This is a genomic window from Bacillus sp. FSL M8-0166, assembly GCF_038008825.1.
In the GTDB taxonomy this organism is placed as follows: Bacteria; Bacillota; Bacilli; order Bacillales; family Bacillaceae; genus Bacillus; species Bacillus safensis.
Map to the genome: position 1 here is coordinate 2,576,323 of NZ_JBBOZZ010000001.1, position 18,387 is coordinate 2,594,709.

The 18,387-nt window shown below is 43.4% G+C and carries 16 protein-coding genes and 5 tRNA genes; 5 read left to right on the top strand and 16 right to left on the bottom strand.

From position 1 onward, the window contains the following. Positions 1-20: 20 nt before the first annotated feature. From NSS92_RS13250 to NSS92_RS13325, 16 genes are all read right to left on the bottom strand, one after another. The gene (locus NSS92_RS13250; RefSeq protein ID WP_340868566.1) at positions 21-785 is read right to left on the bottom strand and encodes an ABC transporter permease; all 765 of its coding nucleotides are present in this window, start codon (positions 783-785) and stop codon (positions 21-23) included. Beyond that, entirely contained in the window at positions 782-1,699 is a 918-nt protein-coding gene (locus tag NSS92_RS13255) for an ABC transporter ATP-binding protein (protein WP_340868568.1), read from the bottom strand. Before NSS92_RS13255 ends, NSS92_RS13250 begins: the two co-directional genes overlap by 4 nt. A gap of 14 nt (positions 1,700-1,713) precedes the next feature. Further along, positions 1,714-1,905 (bottom strand): PLD nuclease N-terminal domain-containing protein, encoded by a 192-nt coding sequence (locus NSS92_RS13260; protein ID WP_340868570.1) that lies wholly within the window; start codon positions 1,903-1,905, stop codon positions 1,714-1,716. Between the two features lie 162 nt (positions 1,906-2,067). After that, complete coding sequence (locus tag NSS92_RS13265; RefSeq protein WP_340868572.1) at positions 2,068-2,424, bottom strand: DUF2200 domain-containing protein; 357 nt, start codon at positions 2,422-2,424, stop codon at positions 2,068-2,070. A gap of 218 nt (positions 2,425-2,642) precedes the next feature. Continuing rightward, on the bottom strand, positions 2,643-4,445 hold the full coding sequence (gene glmS / locus NSS92_RS13270) for a glutamine--fructose-6-phosphate transaminase (isomerizing) (RefSeq protein WP_034621707.1): 1,803 nt from the start codon (positions 4,443-4,445) through the stop codon (positions 2,643-2,645). A gap of 575 nt (positions 4,446-5,020) precedes the next feature. Next, positions 5,021-6,367, bottom strand: coding sequence for a phosphoglucosamine mutase (gene glmM / locus NSS92_RS13275; protein ID WP_034284242.1), 1,347 nt, complete (start codon positions 6,365-6,367; stop codon positions 5,021-5,023). Between the two features lie 25 nt (positions 6,368-6,392). Next, complete coding sequence (locus NSS92_RS13280) at positions 6,393-7,802, bottom strand: CdaR family protein (protein WP_267588159.1); 1,410 nt, start codon at positions 7,800-7,802, stop codon at positions 6,393-6,395. Then, positions 7,795-8,616 (bottom strand): diadenylate cyclase CdaA, encoded by an 822-nt coding sequence (gene cdaA, locus NSS92_RS13285; RefSeq protein ID WP_008344027.1) that lies wholly within the window; start codon positions 8,614-8,616, stop codon positions 7,795-7,797. The genes NSS92_RS13280 and cdaA overlap by 8 nt, the downstream gene beginning before the upstream one ends. Positions 8,617-8,832: 216 nt before the next feature. After that, on the bottom strand, positions 8,833-9,459 hold the full coding sequence (gene rsiW, locus NSS92_RS13290; protein ID WP_034284245.1) for an anti-sigma-W factor RsiW: 627 nt from the start codon (positions 9,457-9,459) through the stop codon (positions 8,833-8,835). 14 nt (positions 9,460-9,473) lie between these two features. After that, complete coding sequence (sigW, locus tag NSS92_RS13295) at positions 9,474-10,037, bottom strand: RNA polymerase sigma factor SigW (protein ID WP_024424449.1); 564 nt, start codon at positions 10,035-10,037, stop codon at positions 9,474-9,476. 183 nt (positions 10,038-10,220) lie between these two features. Next, on the bottom strand, positions 10,221-11,132 hold the full coding sequence (gene rocF / locus NSS92_RS13300; protein WP_251216743.1) for an arginase: 912 nt from the start codon (positions 11,130-11,132) through the stop codon (positions 10,221-10,223). 138 nt (positions 11,133-11,270) lie between these two features. Next, positions 11,271-11,342: transfer RNA gene (locus tag NSS92_RS13305), tRNA-Gln, on the bottom strand. 4 nt (positions 11,343-11,346) lie between these two features. Then, positions 11,347-11,431: transfer RNA gene (locus NSS92_RS13310), tRNA-Tyr, on the bottom strand. Between the two features lie 28 nt (positions 11,432-11,459). Next, positions 11,460-11,532, bottom strand: a tRNA-Thr gene (locus tag NSS92_RS13315). A 3-nt stretch (positions 11,533-11,535) separates the two neighbouring features. Then, positions 11,536-11,611, bottom strand: a tRNA-Val gene (locus tag NSS92_RS13320). A gap of 6 nt (positions 11,612-11,617) precedes the next feature. After that, positions 11,618-11,692 (bottom strand) — tRNA-Glu (locus tag NSS92_RS13325). Positions 11,693-11,912: 220 nt separating this feature from the next. On the opposite strand from NSS92_RS13325, the gene murQ reads away from it, so the two are divergent. From murQ to NSS92_RS13350, 5 genes are read left to right on the top strand one after another with little or no spacing between them, the layout of a single operon-like run. After that, a complete protein-coding gene (murQ, locus tag NSS92_RS13330; protein WP_251216742.1) occupies positions 11,913-12,824 on the top strand; it encodes an N-acetylmuramic acid 6-phosphate etherase in 912 nt (303 codons plus the stop codon). Between the two features lie 14 nt (positions 12,825-12,838). Continuing rightward, positions 12,839-13,708, top strand: a complete 870-nt coding sequence (locus NSS92_RS13335) for a MurR/RpiR family transcriptional regulator (RefSeq protein WP_340868584.1) — start codon at positions 12,839-12,841, stop codon at positions 13,706-13,708. Beyond that, positions 13,705-15,084, top strand: coding sequence for a PTS transporter subunit EIIC (locus NSS92_RS13340; protein ID WP_340868586.1), 1,380 nt, complete (start codon positions 13,705-13,707; stop codon positions 15,082-15,084). Before NSS92_RS13335 ends, NSS92_RS13340 begins: the two co-directional genes overlap by 4 nt. A gap of 13 nt (positions 15,085-15,097) precedes the next feature. Further along, positions 15,098-16,453, top strand: a complete 1,356-nt coding sequence (gene pbp4b, locus NSS92_RS13345; RefSeq protein ID WP_340868588.1) for a penicillin binding protein PBP4B — start codon at positions 15,098-15,100, stop codon at positions 16,451-16,453. Between the two features lie 13 nt (positions 16,454-16,466). Beyond that, positions 16,467-18,386 carry a glycoside hydrolase family 3 protein gene (locus NSS92_RS13350; RefSeq protein ID WP_340868590.1) on the top strand — a complete coding sequence of 640 codons (1,920 nt, stop codon included), beginning with the start codon at positions 16,467-16,469 and terminating at the stop codon, positions 18,384-18,386. The last annotated feature ends 1 nt before the right edge of the window (position 18,387 follow it).

The following is an 18,387-nucleotide window of genomic DNA, read 5'->3' on the forward strand; positions in this document are numbered from 1 at the left end:
GAAACAATCGCAACAGCCTGCTATAATTCTTGTTTTCTAAAAAGAAACCATCCGATGAGGAAAAAGAAAACAATCAATACCGATACACCTAGAAAACTTGTAAGCGCCTGATCCGAATAAGTCCCTCTATGAATCATCTCCTCAGCCGCACTTGTCACGCCTTTAGGTGCAAACTTCCCTAAAGTATCCTCGTAAAATGAAGGAACGGTAAACAGAATAAGGTTGATCAAAAGCGATACACCGCCAGCTGTGACGGAACGCGTGAAGAATGCCGAAGCACAAATGGTCGACACGACAATCAGCAATAAATTGGGATAATAAAGAAGTGTTCCTTTTACGACATTGACCCAATCCAGATGCCCAAATTGGATGTCCACATAATAAACGGAGGCAAGCACCGCCACCGCCAAACTAAACAAGGTCAAACAAGCATAGGCGCATATTTTCGAGACATAATAACTCGTTCTACTGATCGGTTTCACCATAATCATGGCTGTCACACCAGAGGCACGCTCTCCTGCAATCGTCCCCATCACGATCATAATGAGAATAAAAACGCCAAGCGAATCGAACTTACTCAATGCACTCGCTAAAGCCTCACCAGCGCTAGGCTCTGGTATATAAAATGTGGAGCCTTCAGGTAAATTCGCTGATTTCGATAAAAGATCTGGCAGCATTTTGAGTGTAATAGGTTGTGTGATCATTAAAATCGTAAAAATGATTGGCACAAATAAAATTTTATAACTAGTGAATAACTCCCTAAATTCTTTTTTCAACATCATCATGCAGTCACAACCTTCATGAAAATATCTTCAAGCGTCAGCTTAGATAGGCGATAATGGAGGATAACACCGCCAGATTCAGTAATCAGACGAGGCAGCTCCTTCAATGCCCTTTGTTGATCGTTCACTCGCACCTGATAACCGTCCCCTGCCTCAATGCATTCCTCCACCCAATCCCGCTCCTTTAACAAAGCCAATAATTTCGTATCCTGTTGTTCTAATTGAAATTCAATCACTGGCTGGATATAGTCTTCTTTGATCTGTTTCATGGAAGAAGACATCTCAATTTTGCCACTGTTGATCATGATAATATGATCTGCCACACGTTCAATGTCATCTAAAATATGGGTAGACATAAAGATCAACATCTCTTGTTTCAGACGCTCAATCAATGTCAGAACGTCTTTTCTCCCCATGGGATCAAGTGCAGACACAGGTTCATCCAAGATGAGAACCTTCGGGCTGTTGATAAGCGCCTGCGCAATGGCAAGCCTCTGCTTCATGCCTCCGCTATAGCTGCCAATGGCACGATCCTTCGCCTCATACACCCGGCAAAGCTTCAACAGCTCCTCTGTTTTGGAGCGAATGATTTTTTTCTCTAAGTGAAATAATCCGCCAACCCAATGCATCCACTCCTGCCCCGTCATATCCTGATAAAATGCAGGATGCTGCGGACAATACCCAATCACATGACTGATTTGGTCCATCTCCTTTGCGACATCCAAACCAGCCACCTTCACGGCCCCAGAAGTAGGACGAGCAAGCCCCGTCAAAATCCGGATCGTCGTTGTCTTCCCCGCTCCATTGGCTCCTAAAAAGCCAACACATCCAACCTCCCCAACAGAAAACGAAACATCTTTTAAAACTTCATTCGGGCCATACGATTTCGTCAGCCCATGACACTCCAGCATATTCAAGCGAATTCCCCCTTTTAAGATTGTTTACGGCCAAAAATCAAATACGCAATAGGACCGGCACTTGCCACAAACACAATCACCAAAGCCCAAATCCACTTCACCTCTCCTCTGATCCTCGATGGATCTCTTTTCAACAAATCAAACAAACCAATCACCATCAAAATCGCTTGCAGCAAAACGAGAGGTAAAATCATCTTCATATCCATCCAAGCCACTCCCTTTTTCATACACCAATTTGTTTTGATATCACTTCTTTTGACGACATGAAGAGGGAATTCGTTCAAATGGATTTTATTTTTATCATTCGAATGGTCTAGAAATATAAAAAAGCCCAGTGAAGGTTAGTTCACTGGGCTTGCTTGTGATGATCATGATGAACCTCGCAAAATCTTTTCCATCGTCTTTCCTTTCGCTAACTCATCAATCAGCTTATCTAGATAACGAATGTTTTTCATGGTTTCTTCCTCAATGTCCTCTACCCGTACACCACAGATGACTCCTTTAATTAAGTTGCGGGAAGGATGCAGCTCAGGAGCATCAGCAAAGAAGGTTTCAATGTCTATCTGCTGATCCACCTGTTCCTGCAGCTCTTCTGGACTGTATCCCGTTAACCAACAAATGATCGTATCAACTTCAGCCTTCGTTTTTCCCTTTCTCTCTGCCTTTGCGATATAGAGAGGATAGACTTTTGCAAAGCTCATTGTGTAAATTTTATGTTTGGTCATGTGTCTGCTCTCTTTCTTTGTTATTTAACCTGTATTACCTGCGCAAGGTGCGCTTGGCATTATATTTATAATGTACTTAGCACATTATAACCCATGTAAATCTTCCAATATTGTACCCTTAATCAAAAAGCTTCGTACGTTCCAGTTCTTATGAAACAAAAACACCCCTTTAGAAACGATATCTAAAGGGGTATCAAAAATCCGATTTTATTTAATCCCTACTCCACCGTCACACTCTTCGCAAGGTTACGTGGTTTATCCACATCACACCCGCGGTGAAGGGCTGCGTAGTAAGCGATCAGCTGTAATGGGACAACAGATGCAAGTGGTGCAAGTGCTGGGTGTACAGCTGGAAGGACGAAACGGTCGCCTTCGTCTTCTAGGCCTTTTAGTGAGATGACACATGGGTTTGCTCCGCGTGCAACGACTTCTTTGACGTTACCGCGAATGCTGAGGTTCACGTGCTCTTGCGTTGCAAGGGCAATGACCGGTGTGCCTTCTTCAATTAAAGCAATTGTGCCGTGTTTGAGTTCTCCGCCAGCAAAGCCTTCTGCTTGGATGTAAGAAATCTCTTTTAGTTTCAGTGAACCTTCAAGGCACACATAGTAGTCAAGTCCTCTTCCGATAAAGAATGCGTTACGTGTCACTGTGAAGAAATCGCGAGCGATTTGTTCCATTTCATCCTTTTGATCCACAAGGGCTTCCATTGCGTTTGCTACAATACCAAGCTCTTTCACAAGATCAAAGTCAAGAGATTGACCGTTTAATTCAGCTGCAACGGATGCAAGGATTGCAAGTACAGCGATTTGTGCTGTGTAGGCTTTTGTTGAAGCCACTGCAATTTCTGGTCCTGCATGAAGAAGCAATGTGAAGTCCGCTTCACGAGAAAGCGTAGATCCTGGTACGTTTGTGATCGTTAATGCTTTATGACCAAGCTCTTTGACTTGAACAAGTACAGCACGGCTGTCCGCAGTCTCCCCAGATTGAGAAAGGAAGATGAACAACGGCTTTTTCGATAGAAGCGGCATGTTGTAAGAGAATTCACTTGCTACATGGACTTCTACAGGTACTTTCGCCCAGTCTTCAATGTATTGTTTACCGACAAGTCCAGCATGGTAGCTCGTTCCGCAAGCCACAATGTAAATGCGGTCTGCTTCTGCTACTGCGCTTGCGATATCGCCAGCGACTGACAGCTTGCCGTTTTCGTCTTGATATTCTTGGATGATTTTGCGCATAACAAGCGGCTGTTCGTCCGTTTCTTTTAACATGTAGTGAGGATATGTGCCTTTCTCAATGTCGCTTGCATCAAGCTCAGCGATATAAGAAGGACGTGTCATGATATCACCGTCAAGGTTTTTAATGATGACCTCGTCTTTTGTGACAATGACCATTTCTTTATCCATTAATTCCGCATATTCGTTTGTTACTTGAAGCATCGCCATTGCGTCAGAAGCCACAACGTTGAATCCTTCGCCGAAACCAACCAATAATGGGCTTTTGTTTTTCGCCACATAGATTGTTTCTTTGTTTTCGTTATCGAAAAGGGCAATCGCGTAAGAGCCTTTTAGTTGAAGAAGCGTTTGACGGAAAGCTTCTTCTGTATCAAGACCTCTGCTGACAAATTGTTCGATGACTTGAACAACAACCTCTGTATCTGTGTCGCTTTTTAGTGTGACGTCTTGTAAATATTCGCGTGTCAATTGTACATAGTTCTCGATGACACCGTTATGAACAAGCGTAAAACGGCCAGAAGCACTTTGATGCGGATGCGCATTTAGATGGCTTGGTACACCGTGAGTTGCCCAGCGCGTATGTCCGATTCCTGCTGAAGATGCTACGTTTGCATCCACGACTTCACGAAGCTCAGCGATACGTCCTTTTTCTTTGAACACATGCACGCCATCTTCGTTTGCCACAGCGATACCTGCTGAATCATACCCGCGGTACTCAAGCTTCTCTAAACCTTTTAATAAGATTTCCTTCGCATCATTCTGACCAATATAACCTACGATTCCACACATAAATATTCTTCCTCCCGATCATGTGAAAGGGACAAAGAAAGCCTACTAAAATAGAAGGGACATTTCTTCGTCCCTCTCTACATGTTTAATTTGGGAGATCATGTGTATTCCCTTTGTACAAAGAGTCACCTCTTTGCTTTAAAGAAACACTTACGGCTGTGATCTCTTTTTTTGATCAGCCGGGAGGCATCCGCCGAAAATTCGATAACCTCCATCCTCGTCAACTAAGCATCTTTCGTCCGATCGCTTAGTTCGGGCGCTATAATTATAAGAGAGTTTCTGAACATCTACCCTGCCTTTCCTGATAGAATAAAAATCCAGTAACACAAGGATGATTGTACTATAAGGTCTGACCTCCGTCAATCACAATTTAGCGGGTGAACCCCTTCATTTGAGAAAGTGAGACCTCCATACACTATATGCGATGAGGCTTGTCACGTTCTACCTTTGATGTGCTCTCCTATGTATGAAGGCAGCTTCAAGTTGCCCTCGCTTATATCATTCGTATAGATCCATCCAATTATGTCGTTTATTCGAAAAAAAGCAAACCGCTGCTAGCGATTTGCTTTCATCTATTACTCAATACCCATTTCTTCTTTCACAACAGCTGTAATTCGAGCCACATATTCATTACACAGCTCTTTTGTTTTCGCCTCTGCCATGACACGTACAAGCGGCTCTGTCCCCGATGGACGAACAAGGATACGGCCGTCACCATTCATCTCTTTTTCGACCTCTTGGATCACAGCTTTTACTTTTTCATTTTCTTCTACTTTATATTTATCAGACACTTTCACATTCACTAAAAGCTGCGGGAACTTTTCCATTTCCGCTGCAAGCTCTGATAATGTTTTCCCTGTCGCTTTGAGTGTATTCACAAGCATGATCGCAGAAAGCATGCCATCACCTGTCGTATTATAATCAAGGAAAATCAAATGGCCTGACTGCTCGCCGCCGACATTATAGCCGTCTTTTTTCATCGCTTCGACCACATAGCGGTCACCAACAGCTGTTTGAATGCTCTTAATGCCTTGTTTCTCAAGCGCTTTATAGAAACCAAGGTTACTCATGACCGTTGACACGACGGTGTCATCCTTTAACCGGCCTTCATCCTTCAAATAACGTGCACATATGTACATAATTTGATCGCCGTCTACGATATCACCTTTTTCATCGACTGCAATTAAACGGTCACCGTCACCATCAAACGCAAGACCAATATCTGCACCCTTCTCCTTCACAAAAGCAGAAAGTGCCTCTGGATGAGTGGAGCCTACACCATCATTGATATTCAATCCGTTTGGTGATGTTCCCATTGTGGACACATCAGCATCTAAATCTGCAAATAAATGTGTCGCTAGAGAAGAGGTTGCACCGTGTGCACAGTCAAGCGCCACGTGAATACCTGTGAAATCCTCGTCCGCTGTCTGCTTCAAGAACTGCAAGTATTTCTGACCGCCTTCAAAGTAGTCGTTCACCGTCCCAAGATCGGCTCCAACTGGGCGTGGTAATTGATCGACCGGCTGATCCATCAGCTGCTCAATTTCGTTTTCCTGTTCATCTGACAGCTTAAAGCCGTCACCGCCGAAGAATTTAATGCCGTTGTCTTGAACTGGATTGTGTGAAGCAGAAATCATGACACCCGCTTCTGCATCCATTGCCTTCGTTAAATAAGACACACCGGGTGTTGAGATCACACCTAGACGCATCACTTCAGCTCCAATTGAAAGTAAGCCTGCAACGAGCGCTCCTTCTAACATATGACCGGATACACGTGTGTCTCGTCCAACGAGTACCTTTGGACGTTCTTTATCCTTCGTGAGCACATAGCCGCCAAATCTCCCAACTTTAAATGCGAGCTCTGGCGTTAATTCGCTATTCGCTACACCCCTTACACCATCAGTTCCAAAGTACTTGCCCATGTTTCAATCGCTCCTTTTTTACCATTCAAGAGGACGCTTCGTCCTCTTTTTTATCTTCTTTGACCCGCTGTCTTTGACTCGATTCTTTCTTTGCTTTATCTTGCGTGGATTCTTCTTTACTCTTCTCATCCTGATCATCTTCATCAGAGGATTGATCCTTCTGATCATTCGTAGACGCCGGCTGATCCTCTGTATCAGTAGAAGTGAGTTTCACTTTGACCTTTGATCTTGATAATGTCCATGTCACATTTTGAGGACCATTCACTTGAACTTTGACCTCATGGGTTCCTTCGTTCAAGTCCCCTGCATTGATATAGGCTTCAACATCTGAAGCCTTTAGTTTATCAATCGCACTCTTTGATCCCTTTGCTGTTAACGTGAGCCGTCCAGAAGAGGGGCTCACAAAATCAGATGTGAGATCCTTGCTCAAACCCACGACAGAAATCGGTACATTATCGATCTTTTTTTCTTCAGCTGTCGAAACCTTCACTTTGATCTTAACAGTTTCGGGCGATACCTTTTTCACACCATCTGGCAGGGGAATGTCGGCATCAATCTCCGTATCATCTTTGATCTTGCTTAGGTCCAGCTTGACACCATCAATAAAATCAAGTGCATCCAGCACCTTTTGAGAGCCGTACACTGTGACCTCACTCGGGCTTGTCTCAATGCTTGAGATGCTGATCCCTTCTGGCAAGCTGCCCGTCCGCTCAATTTTAAACGGAACCTTTTTGCTCGGGCTTGAGATTGGAACCGTAATATCCACCACGGACGGACTCACTTCGACTGGCAGCTCATTCCCGCTGCTATCATACACAGTGAGCTTCGCTTCTTTTTCAATTTGCTGATCAACATCCTCTAAGTTCACAAAAGCTTTAATGACAGAAATTTTGTCGATGACGTCCTTTGATCCAGTGACTGAGACCTTTTTCGGATTCACAATGGGCTGTTCAGGTGAATAGCCGTCTTTGATTTTATTTTGATTATAAAATTCGGTTTCAACAGGAAATTCAGCTGTCGTTTTTTCTTGTATCGTCACAGTCGTCACAGATGGATTAATCGATAGTGTGAGTCCCTTCGATACATCTCTTGCCTTCAGCTCCACTTTATGTGTACCTGTCGATAAGTTCTGCATGTCTGCGTAAATTTCAAAATTCTTTGTTTGTCTTGCTGTTTTCACAGCACTAGTTGATCCTTTAATCGTGACATTGACTGTCTGCGGCACACCAGTGACGACGTACTTCTCGTCATCATAATACGCTTTAACAGGAATGTCGGTTAAAGTTGCTTCATCTGTCGTCGATGTTGGGAAAAAGGATTCACCGATTTTTTTCGGCGTGGGCGCTTGCGCTGAATTGACTGCACCATACAGCAATAAAGCGAAGACCAATGCAAGAAGCTTAACGGCCCAGCGATTATTCAAAATCTTATCCATTTTTCTTGCCCCTCCAATACCATTTGGTCGAGGAAGCATCTTTGCTGTTCTTACTAAATTCAGCAATCAGCATTTCTTCAAGCGCTTCTTCTGTCAATTCTCGGTGGAGATCACCATTTCTTGCGACAGAAATGCCGCCAGTTTCCTCAGAAACGATGACAGTTAAGCTGTCTGTCACTTCACTTATCCCAACTGCCGCCCTATGACGCGTCCCAAGCTCCTTAGAGATAAAAGGGCTTTCTGACAGCGGTAAATAACAAGCTGCAGCTGCAATCTCATCCCGCTTCATAATGACAGCACCGTCATGAAGCGGTGTATTCGGAATGAAAATATTAATGAGCAGCTCTGAACTCACCTTTGCATTCAAAGGAATTCCTGTCTCTATGTAATCATTCATTCCAGTATCGCGCTCAATTGTCAGCAGCGCGCCAATTCTCCGTTTTGCCATATAGTTAATTGCTTTTGTAATTGCCTCGATCGTTTTCTGCTGCTGTTCCTCTACAGGTGTCCCGCTTCTTGAGAAGAAACGGCCGCGCCCAAGCTGCTCAAGCGCTCTCCTTAGCTCTGGCTGAAAAATAATAATGATCGCAAGGAATCCCCACGTAATCGCTTGATCCATCAGCCATTGAAGTGTGTTAAGACCGAGATACGCACTTCCCATCCTGACGAGAACAATGACCACAATTCCCTTTAAAAGCTGAACCGCTTTTGTTCCGCGGATGACCATCATTAATTTATATATCACATACCAAACAACGAGAATATCAACAGCATTACCGAGGTACTGCAAAAAAGGAATATCCCCTAAAGCCATTTCCTCGTCCTCCAGAATTTTCAGTTATTCTTCGTTTGATGCATTTTTTAATAAAAAAAGAGCCTATGTATCAATACATAGCGTGGCTATTATACCACATTTTGTTTCAGCAAGGAAAATAGTTGCCATATCTGGCTGACTTGCTAGTATGCTTGAATCTCACCAATGTATAGAAAAAGAGCAGCCCCCTTAGAGACTGCTCTTAAATCGCTTGAGTTACTTTTGCTCCTCTGGACCAATGACCCGCATCACGTTTTGTGCTGTTGATTTCATTTTGTACCAGATCCAATCAAACACTTCATTAATTTCATTAATTTGACCAGTGACTTGTCCGGCAGAAGCAGTCAGCTGTTCCCCATTGACGACGGTGACATTTCCATCAACCTTGCCTTCTACAATCAGCTTGCCATTTTTGACAGTGATATCACCTTTTACGGTTTCCCCTTTTGGTACGGTCACTGTATCATTTTCAACGACGAGATTCGGCTGCTTTGACACACTGAAATTATGATCGGTATTCCAGCTTGTAAACAGACTGCCTCCCATCAAAATGAGAAAGAGGGCAGCGGCTACCATCAGCGGGTGAGCTTTGATCCATCTTTGAACCGACACACGCTTTTTCTCCTTTGGAAGACCTGCCATCACCTTTGCAGTGAAATCAGATGGTGCTTCTATATGAGATGTACTCTGCACTAGCGCGATGGATTTCTCAATTTGTTGAAAATGAGTACGGCATTCCTCACACGATTGCAGATGGCTTTTTAATTCTTTTTCGTCTTGGGGCTCAATGTCCCCGTCTAAATACTGATGCATAAGCTGGACGATTTTATCCTGACAGCTCATCAAAATCACCTCACTCAAAGGTCTCTCAACTGTTTCCGGAGAGCCTCTCTACCCCTGTGTATTCTCGTTTTCACCGTACCAACTGGTATATTCAGAATCTCACTAATTTCTTTTAACGAGAGTTCATCAATATACTTTAATACGATGACCGAACGATATTTGTCGGGTAACCTTAGAATTTTTTGCTGAATGGTACTCGATAATTCAAGAGACACCACCTCATCCTCTGGCAAAATGCCATCAGCAGCAATTTGAGAATACATATTTAACCCTTCTGTTCCTGCCACCTCTGCATCTAAATAATAATCCGGCTTTTTTTTGCGAATACGGTCGATGGTCAGGTTGGTTGCAATGCGGTACAGCCACGTGGAAAACTTACGATTCACATCAAAGCTTTCGATATTCACATAGGCACGAATAAACGCCTCCTGCGCAATATCCTCCGCTTCGTGTGCATTCCCAAGCATACGGTAGCACAGCTGATAAATTTTGTCTTTATACAGGTCTACGATGTCTGCAAATGCGTTCTGGTCGCCTTTTTTCACTTGCTTAATTCTCTTTTTAATCATTGTGTCCATAGTATATTCAACCTCTGCCTTCACCGGTCTTTATGTATACGAACCTCTTTCCAAAAGGTTTCATTCTCCTCTAAAAAATAGTGTAACAAATTTTTGACAGTGTGTTACGCTTATCAACCGGTAAAAACCTTAACATATCCTTAAATTTTCCCAAAACAAAAAAGAACGGGAACAAGTCCCGCTCTACAATAGCTTTTCACCCATTAACGATCCAATTAACGCAACAGCCGCTTCTGCTGTTTTGTTTTTCTCATCTAATACCGGATTTACTTCCACAAATTCAGCAGACGTTAAAATACCTGCCTCCTCTAAAAGCTCCATTGCGAGGTGACTCTCCCGGTAACTAATGCCGCCTGCAACCGGTGTGCCTACGCCAGGGCATTCCGCTGGGTCTAGCCCGTCTAAATCAAGTGATAGATGGACACCATCTGTTCTTTCCTTTAGATAGGCAATGGCTTCCTCCATCACCCTTGTCATCCCTAAACGATCAATTTCATGCATCGTATACACTTTAATACCTTTTTCCCGAATCAATGCCCGTTCTCCTTCATCTAAGGATCGAGCACCAATTAAAACGACATTTTCAGGCTTCAATTTAGGAGAATAACCGCCAATGTTCGTTAAATCAGCATGCCCAAGACCGAGACTGACAGCAAGCGGCATGCCGTGAATATTCCCAGAAGGAGACGTTTCCTCCGTATTCAAATCCCCGTGTGCATCATACCAAATGACACCTAAGTTTTCATAATGCTTGGATACCCCAGCAAGAGTGCCAATCGCAATGCTGTGATCACCGCCTAAAATAAGTGGAAATGAACCTGACTGCACAATACTGTCAACCTTCTCAGCAAGCAGCTGATTCGCACCAGCATTCTCAGTCAAATTTTTTAGCTTTTCACTTGTATATAAACCTTTCTCATCATCTCTTTGTTCAACTGGAATATCACCGAGATCCTCTACATCAAATGAGAGCGTTTCCAATTTTTCTTTTACGCCTGCACAACGAATCGCACTCGGCCCCATATCGACGCCCCTTCTCGTTTGCCCCAAGTCCATTGGAACTCCGACAATCGTGACCTTCTTTTCCTCTCCCATATGTACATCCCCTTTCCGTTCATGCTTATATTTTACTTTCTTGATGCCTTCTGACTCAACTCAACAACATTTTGAATAGTTATACATTCACTCTGCCAACATAAAAAAAAAGACACCTTTTTGAAAAAGGTGTCTTAACTGGGCTAGCTGGATTCGAACCAACGCATGACGGAGTCAAAGTCCGTTGCCTTACCGCTTGGCTATAGCCCAAAAATGGTGGAGGGGGGCGGATTCGAACCGCCGAACCCGGAGGGAGCGGATTTACAGTCCGCCGCGTTTAGCCACTTCGCTACCCCTCCACATATGGAATTGATAAAGAAAAAACAGTGCCGGCAAGAGGACTTGAACCCCCAACCTACTGATTACAAGTCAGTTGCTCTACCAGTTGAGCTACACCGGCATATGGTGGAGGATGACGGGCTCGAACCGCCGACCCTCTGCTTGTAAGGCAGATGCTCTCCCAGCTGAGCTAATCCTCCACATTATGGTGACCCGTACGGGATTCGAACCCGTGTTACCGCCGTGAAAGGGCGGTGTCTTAACCGCTTGACCAACGGGCCAGTTTGTCAAGTTTGTTGTTTCCGTGAAGCTGACAAAATTTATTATATACAGGTTGTCCCCCTTTTGTAAAGGGGATTTTTATTTTTTTTATTTTCTAACTATTTACCACCTATTCGTTCAACATTTTGATTGAAATATAATTTCAATATTCAAATATAATATTGAAATTTCATATCATACTCAATATACTGAAAATGAAGAAATAAGGAGGTATGTCACATGCAGCCATCTCAACTGCGTTCTTTGACAACAGAATCAAGAAACCCCAACACAATGGGAATTTCACAAGCAGACCCGCTGGAAATGCTCCAGATGATCAATGAAGAAGATATGAAGGTCGCTCAAGCAGTCAACCTTGTACTTCCACATGTCAAAACAGCTAGTGACTTTGCCTATGAATCCATCTCAAATGGAGGCAGACTCGTTTATTTAGGCGCCGGAACAAGCGGCAGAATTGGCGTAATGGATGCTGTCGAATGTCCCCCAACCTATAGCGTCTCACCTGATGTGATTGTAGGTATTATGGCAGGCGGAGACTCTGCTTTTTCTCAAGCTGCCGAAGATGTGGAAGACAGTGAAGAAGCTGGCAAACAGGATTTAGTACACATTCACCTGACATCAAAAGATACAGTCGTCGGTATTGCCGCAAGCGGCAGAACACCTTATATCATCGGCGCTTTAAACTACGCAAAGTCAATTGGAGCAAAAACAGTAGCCCTCAGCTGCAATGAACAAGCAGAAATTAGTGAACTGGCAGATTGCGCCATTGAGGTCATTGTAGGACCAGAAGCCATCACTGGGTCAACAAGAATGAAAGCGGCATCCGCTCATAAAATGATTTTAAATATGCTTTCCACCTCAGTCATGATCAGACAAGGCAAAGTATATGAAAACCTGATGGTTGATGTAAAAGTCAGCAATCATAAATTAAAAGAACGCGCCATCACCATCATTCAACATGTGACAAACGCTTCCTACGAACAAGCCGTGAAGACTCTCGAAGCAGCAGACTTAGAAGTCAAAACCGCCATCGTCATGCTCCAAACAAACACAGACAAGAAAACAGCCAAAGATTTACTCAATAAAACGAATGGCCATATCGACAAAGCGATCTCACGTTATCAATCCTAAAGGAGGCAGAGCTCATGTCAGCAGGTGGACTTACCCTACTACACACAATCAAATCAAAGCTTCCCCAATCTGAAAAAATTATTGCAGACTATATCCTTGCCCATCCTGACAAAGTCATTAAAAGCACAGTACACGAAATTAGTCAGGCAGCTGGCGCAAGCAGCTCTGCAGTCATCCGCCTTTGTAAATCTCTCGGGCTGGATGGCTATCACGATTTAAAAATGCGGATCGCTGGAGACTTGATGCATGACGATAAACAAGGCTACAGAGATATCGAACAAGATGAACCGCTTCAATCCATTATTCAAAAAACGGCAGGAAACTCGATTCAATCGATTAAGGACACCGCTTCTATTTTAAATGCAGATGCTTTAGAAAAGGCTGTTCAATTACTACTGAATGCAAATCAAATTCATTTTATCGGTGTTGGTGCATCTGGCATCGTCGCAGCTGATGCCCAGCAGAAATTTCTCAGAATTAACTATGCAGCGACAGCTTTCACTGACATGCACATCGCATCCACAGTCATCGCAAATGCGGGAGAGAATGACATTGTGTTTGGTATATCCTTTTCAGGAGAAACGTTAGACATCATTCAAGCTCTTCAGCTCGCAAAAGATAATCAAGTGAAAACCATTGCTTTAACACATCCAGGTCATACAAGCGTTTCTGCTTTATGTGATGTTCACCTATCGACGTCTGGTTCCAATGAAGCACCTTTTCGCAGTGCTGCCACTTCCTCTAGAATGGCACAGCTCTACTTAATTGATGTCTTGTTTCTCAGTTTAGCTTCCCGTCAATATGAAGAGACAGCGCAATATATTGACAAGACAAGGCATGCCATCCGCTCCATGAAACGAAAATCAAAGGGGGATTCAACATGAGTCATCAAAAGAAATATCAGCAGTTGGCGAAAGACATTCTTTCACTCTGTGGTGGTTCTGAAAATATCTCTTCCCATACACATTGTATGACAAGGCTCCGAATTACACCGATGGACAATGAAAAAGTTCGCGTCACAGCAATCAAAGAACTCGATGGCGTCATTGGCGTCGTCGAAGCAGAAACGCTTCAAATCATTTTAGGCACTGGTGTTGTCAACCAAGTATCAAGTGCGTTTGAAGAGCTGCTAAATGCCGCTGGCTCTTATGATTTAAACAACGAAGCACAAAAAAACAAGCAAGCCATTTCACAAAAGAACCGCACACCGTTCAAGCTGTTCTTACGGCGGATTGCCAGCATTTTCATTCCAATCATTCCGGCACTAGTTGCCTCAGGTCTGATTACCGGGATTACAAAAGCAATCGTGCAAGCAGGCTGGCTTGACGAAAAATCTCAAGCCGCGATTATTTTAACGGTTATAGGGTCTGGCCTGTTCGCTTATCTCGGTATATTAGTCGGAACAAATGCCGCAAAGGAATTTGGAGGCTCTCCTGCATTAGGCGCCTTAGCTGGTATCCTCATTATTAACCCAGCCTCCGCAGACATTATGTTATTTGGCACAAATATTCTACCAGGCAGAGGCGGACTCATCGGTGTTCTGCTAGCCGCCATCTTTATGGCACTTGTGGAAACTCGAATTAGACGCTTCGTCCCGCAATCACTTGATATCATCGTCACACCAACCATCACACTACTCATTACAGGCATTTTCACGTACGTTGTCTTCATGCCAGTCGGCGGATTTATATCTGATGCCATCACCTCAGGACTGACTTACCTATTAAATATGGGCGGTATCTTCGCAGGGTTTGTTCTTGGTGCGACCTTCCTCCCACTTGTTGTAACAGGACTTCACCAAGGGCTGACACCGATTCATATGGAACTCATCAATTCAATTGGAGATGACCCGCTTCTGCCAATTCTCGCTATGGGCGGTGCAGGACAGGTAGGCGCTGCATTCGCCATTTATATGAAAACAAAAAAGAAAAAGCTCAAAAGAGCCATTGCTGGTGGACTTCCTTCAGGGATGCTGGGCATTGGTGAACCACTCATTTTCGGTGTCACACTCCCGCTGGGACGACCATTCCTCACCGCTTGTCTTGGTGCAGGAATCGGCGGCGCATTTCAAGCCTACTTCCAAATCGCGACGAAAGCCATCGGAGTATCCGGTCTTCCATTAACCTTTATTGTTCACACACATCAAATGCTTCTTTACTTAATTGGACTATTTATTGCATATGTTGCTGGATTTTTCTTCACATACTTATTTGGATTTCATGATGATATGGCTGTTGAATTCGAGGATAACAATCAATAAGGAGGTCTAGACCTTGAAGAAATGTTTTCTTTTGATCTTATGTCTGTTCATGCTCCTTGGGTTACCAGTACAAACATTTGCAACTAGCTCCCATCCTGTATCGTCTTTGTCTAAAACAGCACCTGAAGAATATCCCGTCTTAAAAAAAGCAAAACGACCGGAACAAGTAGGTTTTTCTTCCAGGCAGCTGAGGAAGGTTGATCAAATGATTCAAAATGACATCAAAGCAGGATTTCCAGGAGCCGCTCTCATCATTATCAAGGACGGAAAGATCGTCCATCAAAAAGCCTATGGCTACCGGCAAAAATATGATGGCACAACAGAACTCAAATCGTATAAAAAAATGAAAAAAGATACACTATTTGATTTGGCATCCAATACAAAAATGTATGCGACCAACTATGCCCTGCAAAAGCTTGTCTACGAGAAAAAACTTGATGTCAACGAAAAAATACAGGCCATCCTTCCAGATTTTCAGGATGAACCTGATGCAAAGGTAACCGGTAAAGATCAGCTTCGGGTAAAGGATCTTCTCACCCATTCTGCCGGTCTCCCTTCCAGTGTCTTATTTTATAGCAAAGAATCAGCTGGCTCTTTTTTCTCTCAAGACAGAAAAACAACAATGAAATGGCTGCCAAAGGTACCGCTGCAATACAAGCCAGGTACCCAGCACATTTATAGTGACATTGATTACATGCTGCTAGGCATGATCATCGAGAAAAAAACAGGCATGCCTCTTGATCAATATGTCGAGTCAACGATTTATCGGCCGCTAGGTCTCAAACATACAATGTTCAATCCGCTGCAAAAAGGGTTCAAGCCGAAGCATTTTGCAGCAACCGAACGTTTAGGCAATTCACGAGACGGTGTGATCGAATTTGAAAACATCCGACGGTACACCCTGCTAGGTGAAGTACACGATGAGAAAGCATATTACTCAATGGCAGGTATCTCCGGCCACGCTGGTCTATTCTCGAACACCTCAGATATGGCCGTGCTGCTACAGCTGATGCTTAACAAAGGAGGCTATGGAAAAACAACCATCTTTGATCAAGCTTCTATCGATCTCTTTACAGCCTCATCTGATACGAACCCAACTTACGGGCTAGGCTGGCGAAAAAACGGTCATACTGACATGGAATGGATGTTTGGAAAATATGCAAGTAACGAAGCATATGGACATACTGGCTGGACTGGCACCATGACGTTGATTGATCCTAAACACAATTTAGGTGTCGTCTTGCTGACAAATAAGAAACATTCACCCGTTGTTTCACCAGAAACAAATCCTAATCAATTTGAAGGCGACCTGTTCCCAACTGGTACTTATGGAAGCATCATGACCGCAATCTACGAATCTTTTCAGTAAAAGGAGGAATTCGATGTTGAAAGCTCTCTTCCCCGCTGCACTGGTTTTAGCCCTGCTAACCTCTTCCATTCCAACGGAAAAGGTTAGCTCTGCCTCTCTGCCCACCGCCAAACAAATGGTTCAAGACATGTCACTGGATGAAAAGATAGGTCAAATGCTCATGCCGGACTTTCGCAATTGGCAAACAAAAGATGAATCCGCACCTACAGGCTTCACAAAGATGAATAACGAAGTATCTCATCTTGTAGAAAAATATCATCTAGGCGGTGTCATCTTATTTGCCGAGAATGTCGTTGATACAAAACAAACCGTGAAACTCACCCATGAATTTCAAAAAGCATCACCAAAAATTCCTTTACTCATTTCCATTGATCAAGAAGGCGGAATCGTCACAAGGTTACAAAAGGGAACACATTTCCCAGGAAATATGTCGATTGGTGCCTCTAGAAGCAAAAAAAATGCATATGACACAGGAAAAATCATCGGAAAAGAATTAAACGCCTTAGGCATCAATACAAACTTCTCTCCTGTGCTTGATGTGAATAATAACCCAAACAACCCCGTCATTGGTGTCCGTTCCTTTAGCTCTGATCCTGCTCTTGTCTCTAGACTTGGCCTTCAAACCATGAAAGGACTTCAAAAGGAAAAGACCATTTCCACACTAAAACATTTCCCGGGACATGGTGATACAGCCGTCGATAGTCACTACGGCTTGCCGCTCGTAGAGCATGACCTAGATCGTTTAAAAAAGGTTGAGCTGTATCCGTTCCAACAAGCTATCAATGCTGGTGCAGATATGGTCATGACCGCTCATGTGCAATTTCCTGCCATTGATGACACAACGTATCGAAGCAAAAAAGATGGCGAGGACATCATGGTTCCAGCAACCTTATCAAAAAAAGTCATCACAAACTTATTAAAAGAAGAGATGGGCTTTCAAGGTGTTGTTGTGACAGACGCTCTAAATATGAAAGCGATTGCAGATAATTTCGGACAGGAAGAAGCCGTAGTGATGGCCATTAAAGCAGGTGTCGACATCGCTCTCATGCCAGCACCAGTCACCTCATTAAAAACAGAGAAAAACCTAGAGAATGTATTCAATGCTGTCAAACAAGCGATTTTAAAGAAAGAGATTCCGATGTCGCAGATCAACGAATCTGTCGAAAAAATTCTTCAATTAAAAATCAAACGTGGCATTATTTCCTCCAAAAAACCGATCAGTCTTGAGAAAAAAATCAAAAAAGCCACTCAAGTCGTTGGGAAAAAGTCGCACCTTAAAGCAGAACAAAAAATGGCACGTGAAGGGATCACCCTGCTTAAAAACAACAAAAAAACCTTACCTTTCAAGCCTAAAAAGAATGACAAAATTGTGGTCATGGCACCTTACGAAGATCAAACAAAAGCGATGTCTGTCACAGTCGAATCTCTCATGAAACAAAAAAAGATCAAGCCTGTACGCATCCAATCATATGCTTTTGCGGATAAAACATTCACCAAAGAATCGGCCAAACTAATACAAGAAGCTGACTATGTCATCACTGGCTCTTACGTTGTCCAAAATGACCCAGCTGTGAATGATGGCGTAATTGATGACAATATCCAGGATCCGAAAAAATGGGCTACTGCCTTCCCTCGTGCTGTCATGAAAGAAGCAGCAGCACAAAACAAAAAAATGGTCATCATGAGTCTTAGAAACCCTTATGATGCGGCAAATTTTGAAGAAGCTGATGCCTTACTAGCTGTGTACGGTTTTAAAGGCTACTCAAACGGACAATTTAATCAGCCAAATATTCCTGCTGGACTAGACGTGATATTTGGAGCTGCATCACCTAAAGGGAAACTGCCAGTTGATATCCCATCTGTCACTCATCCAAATCAAACCCTTTACCCATTCGGCTATGGACTCAACTTGAAAGGGAAACAGATCAAATAGG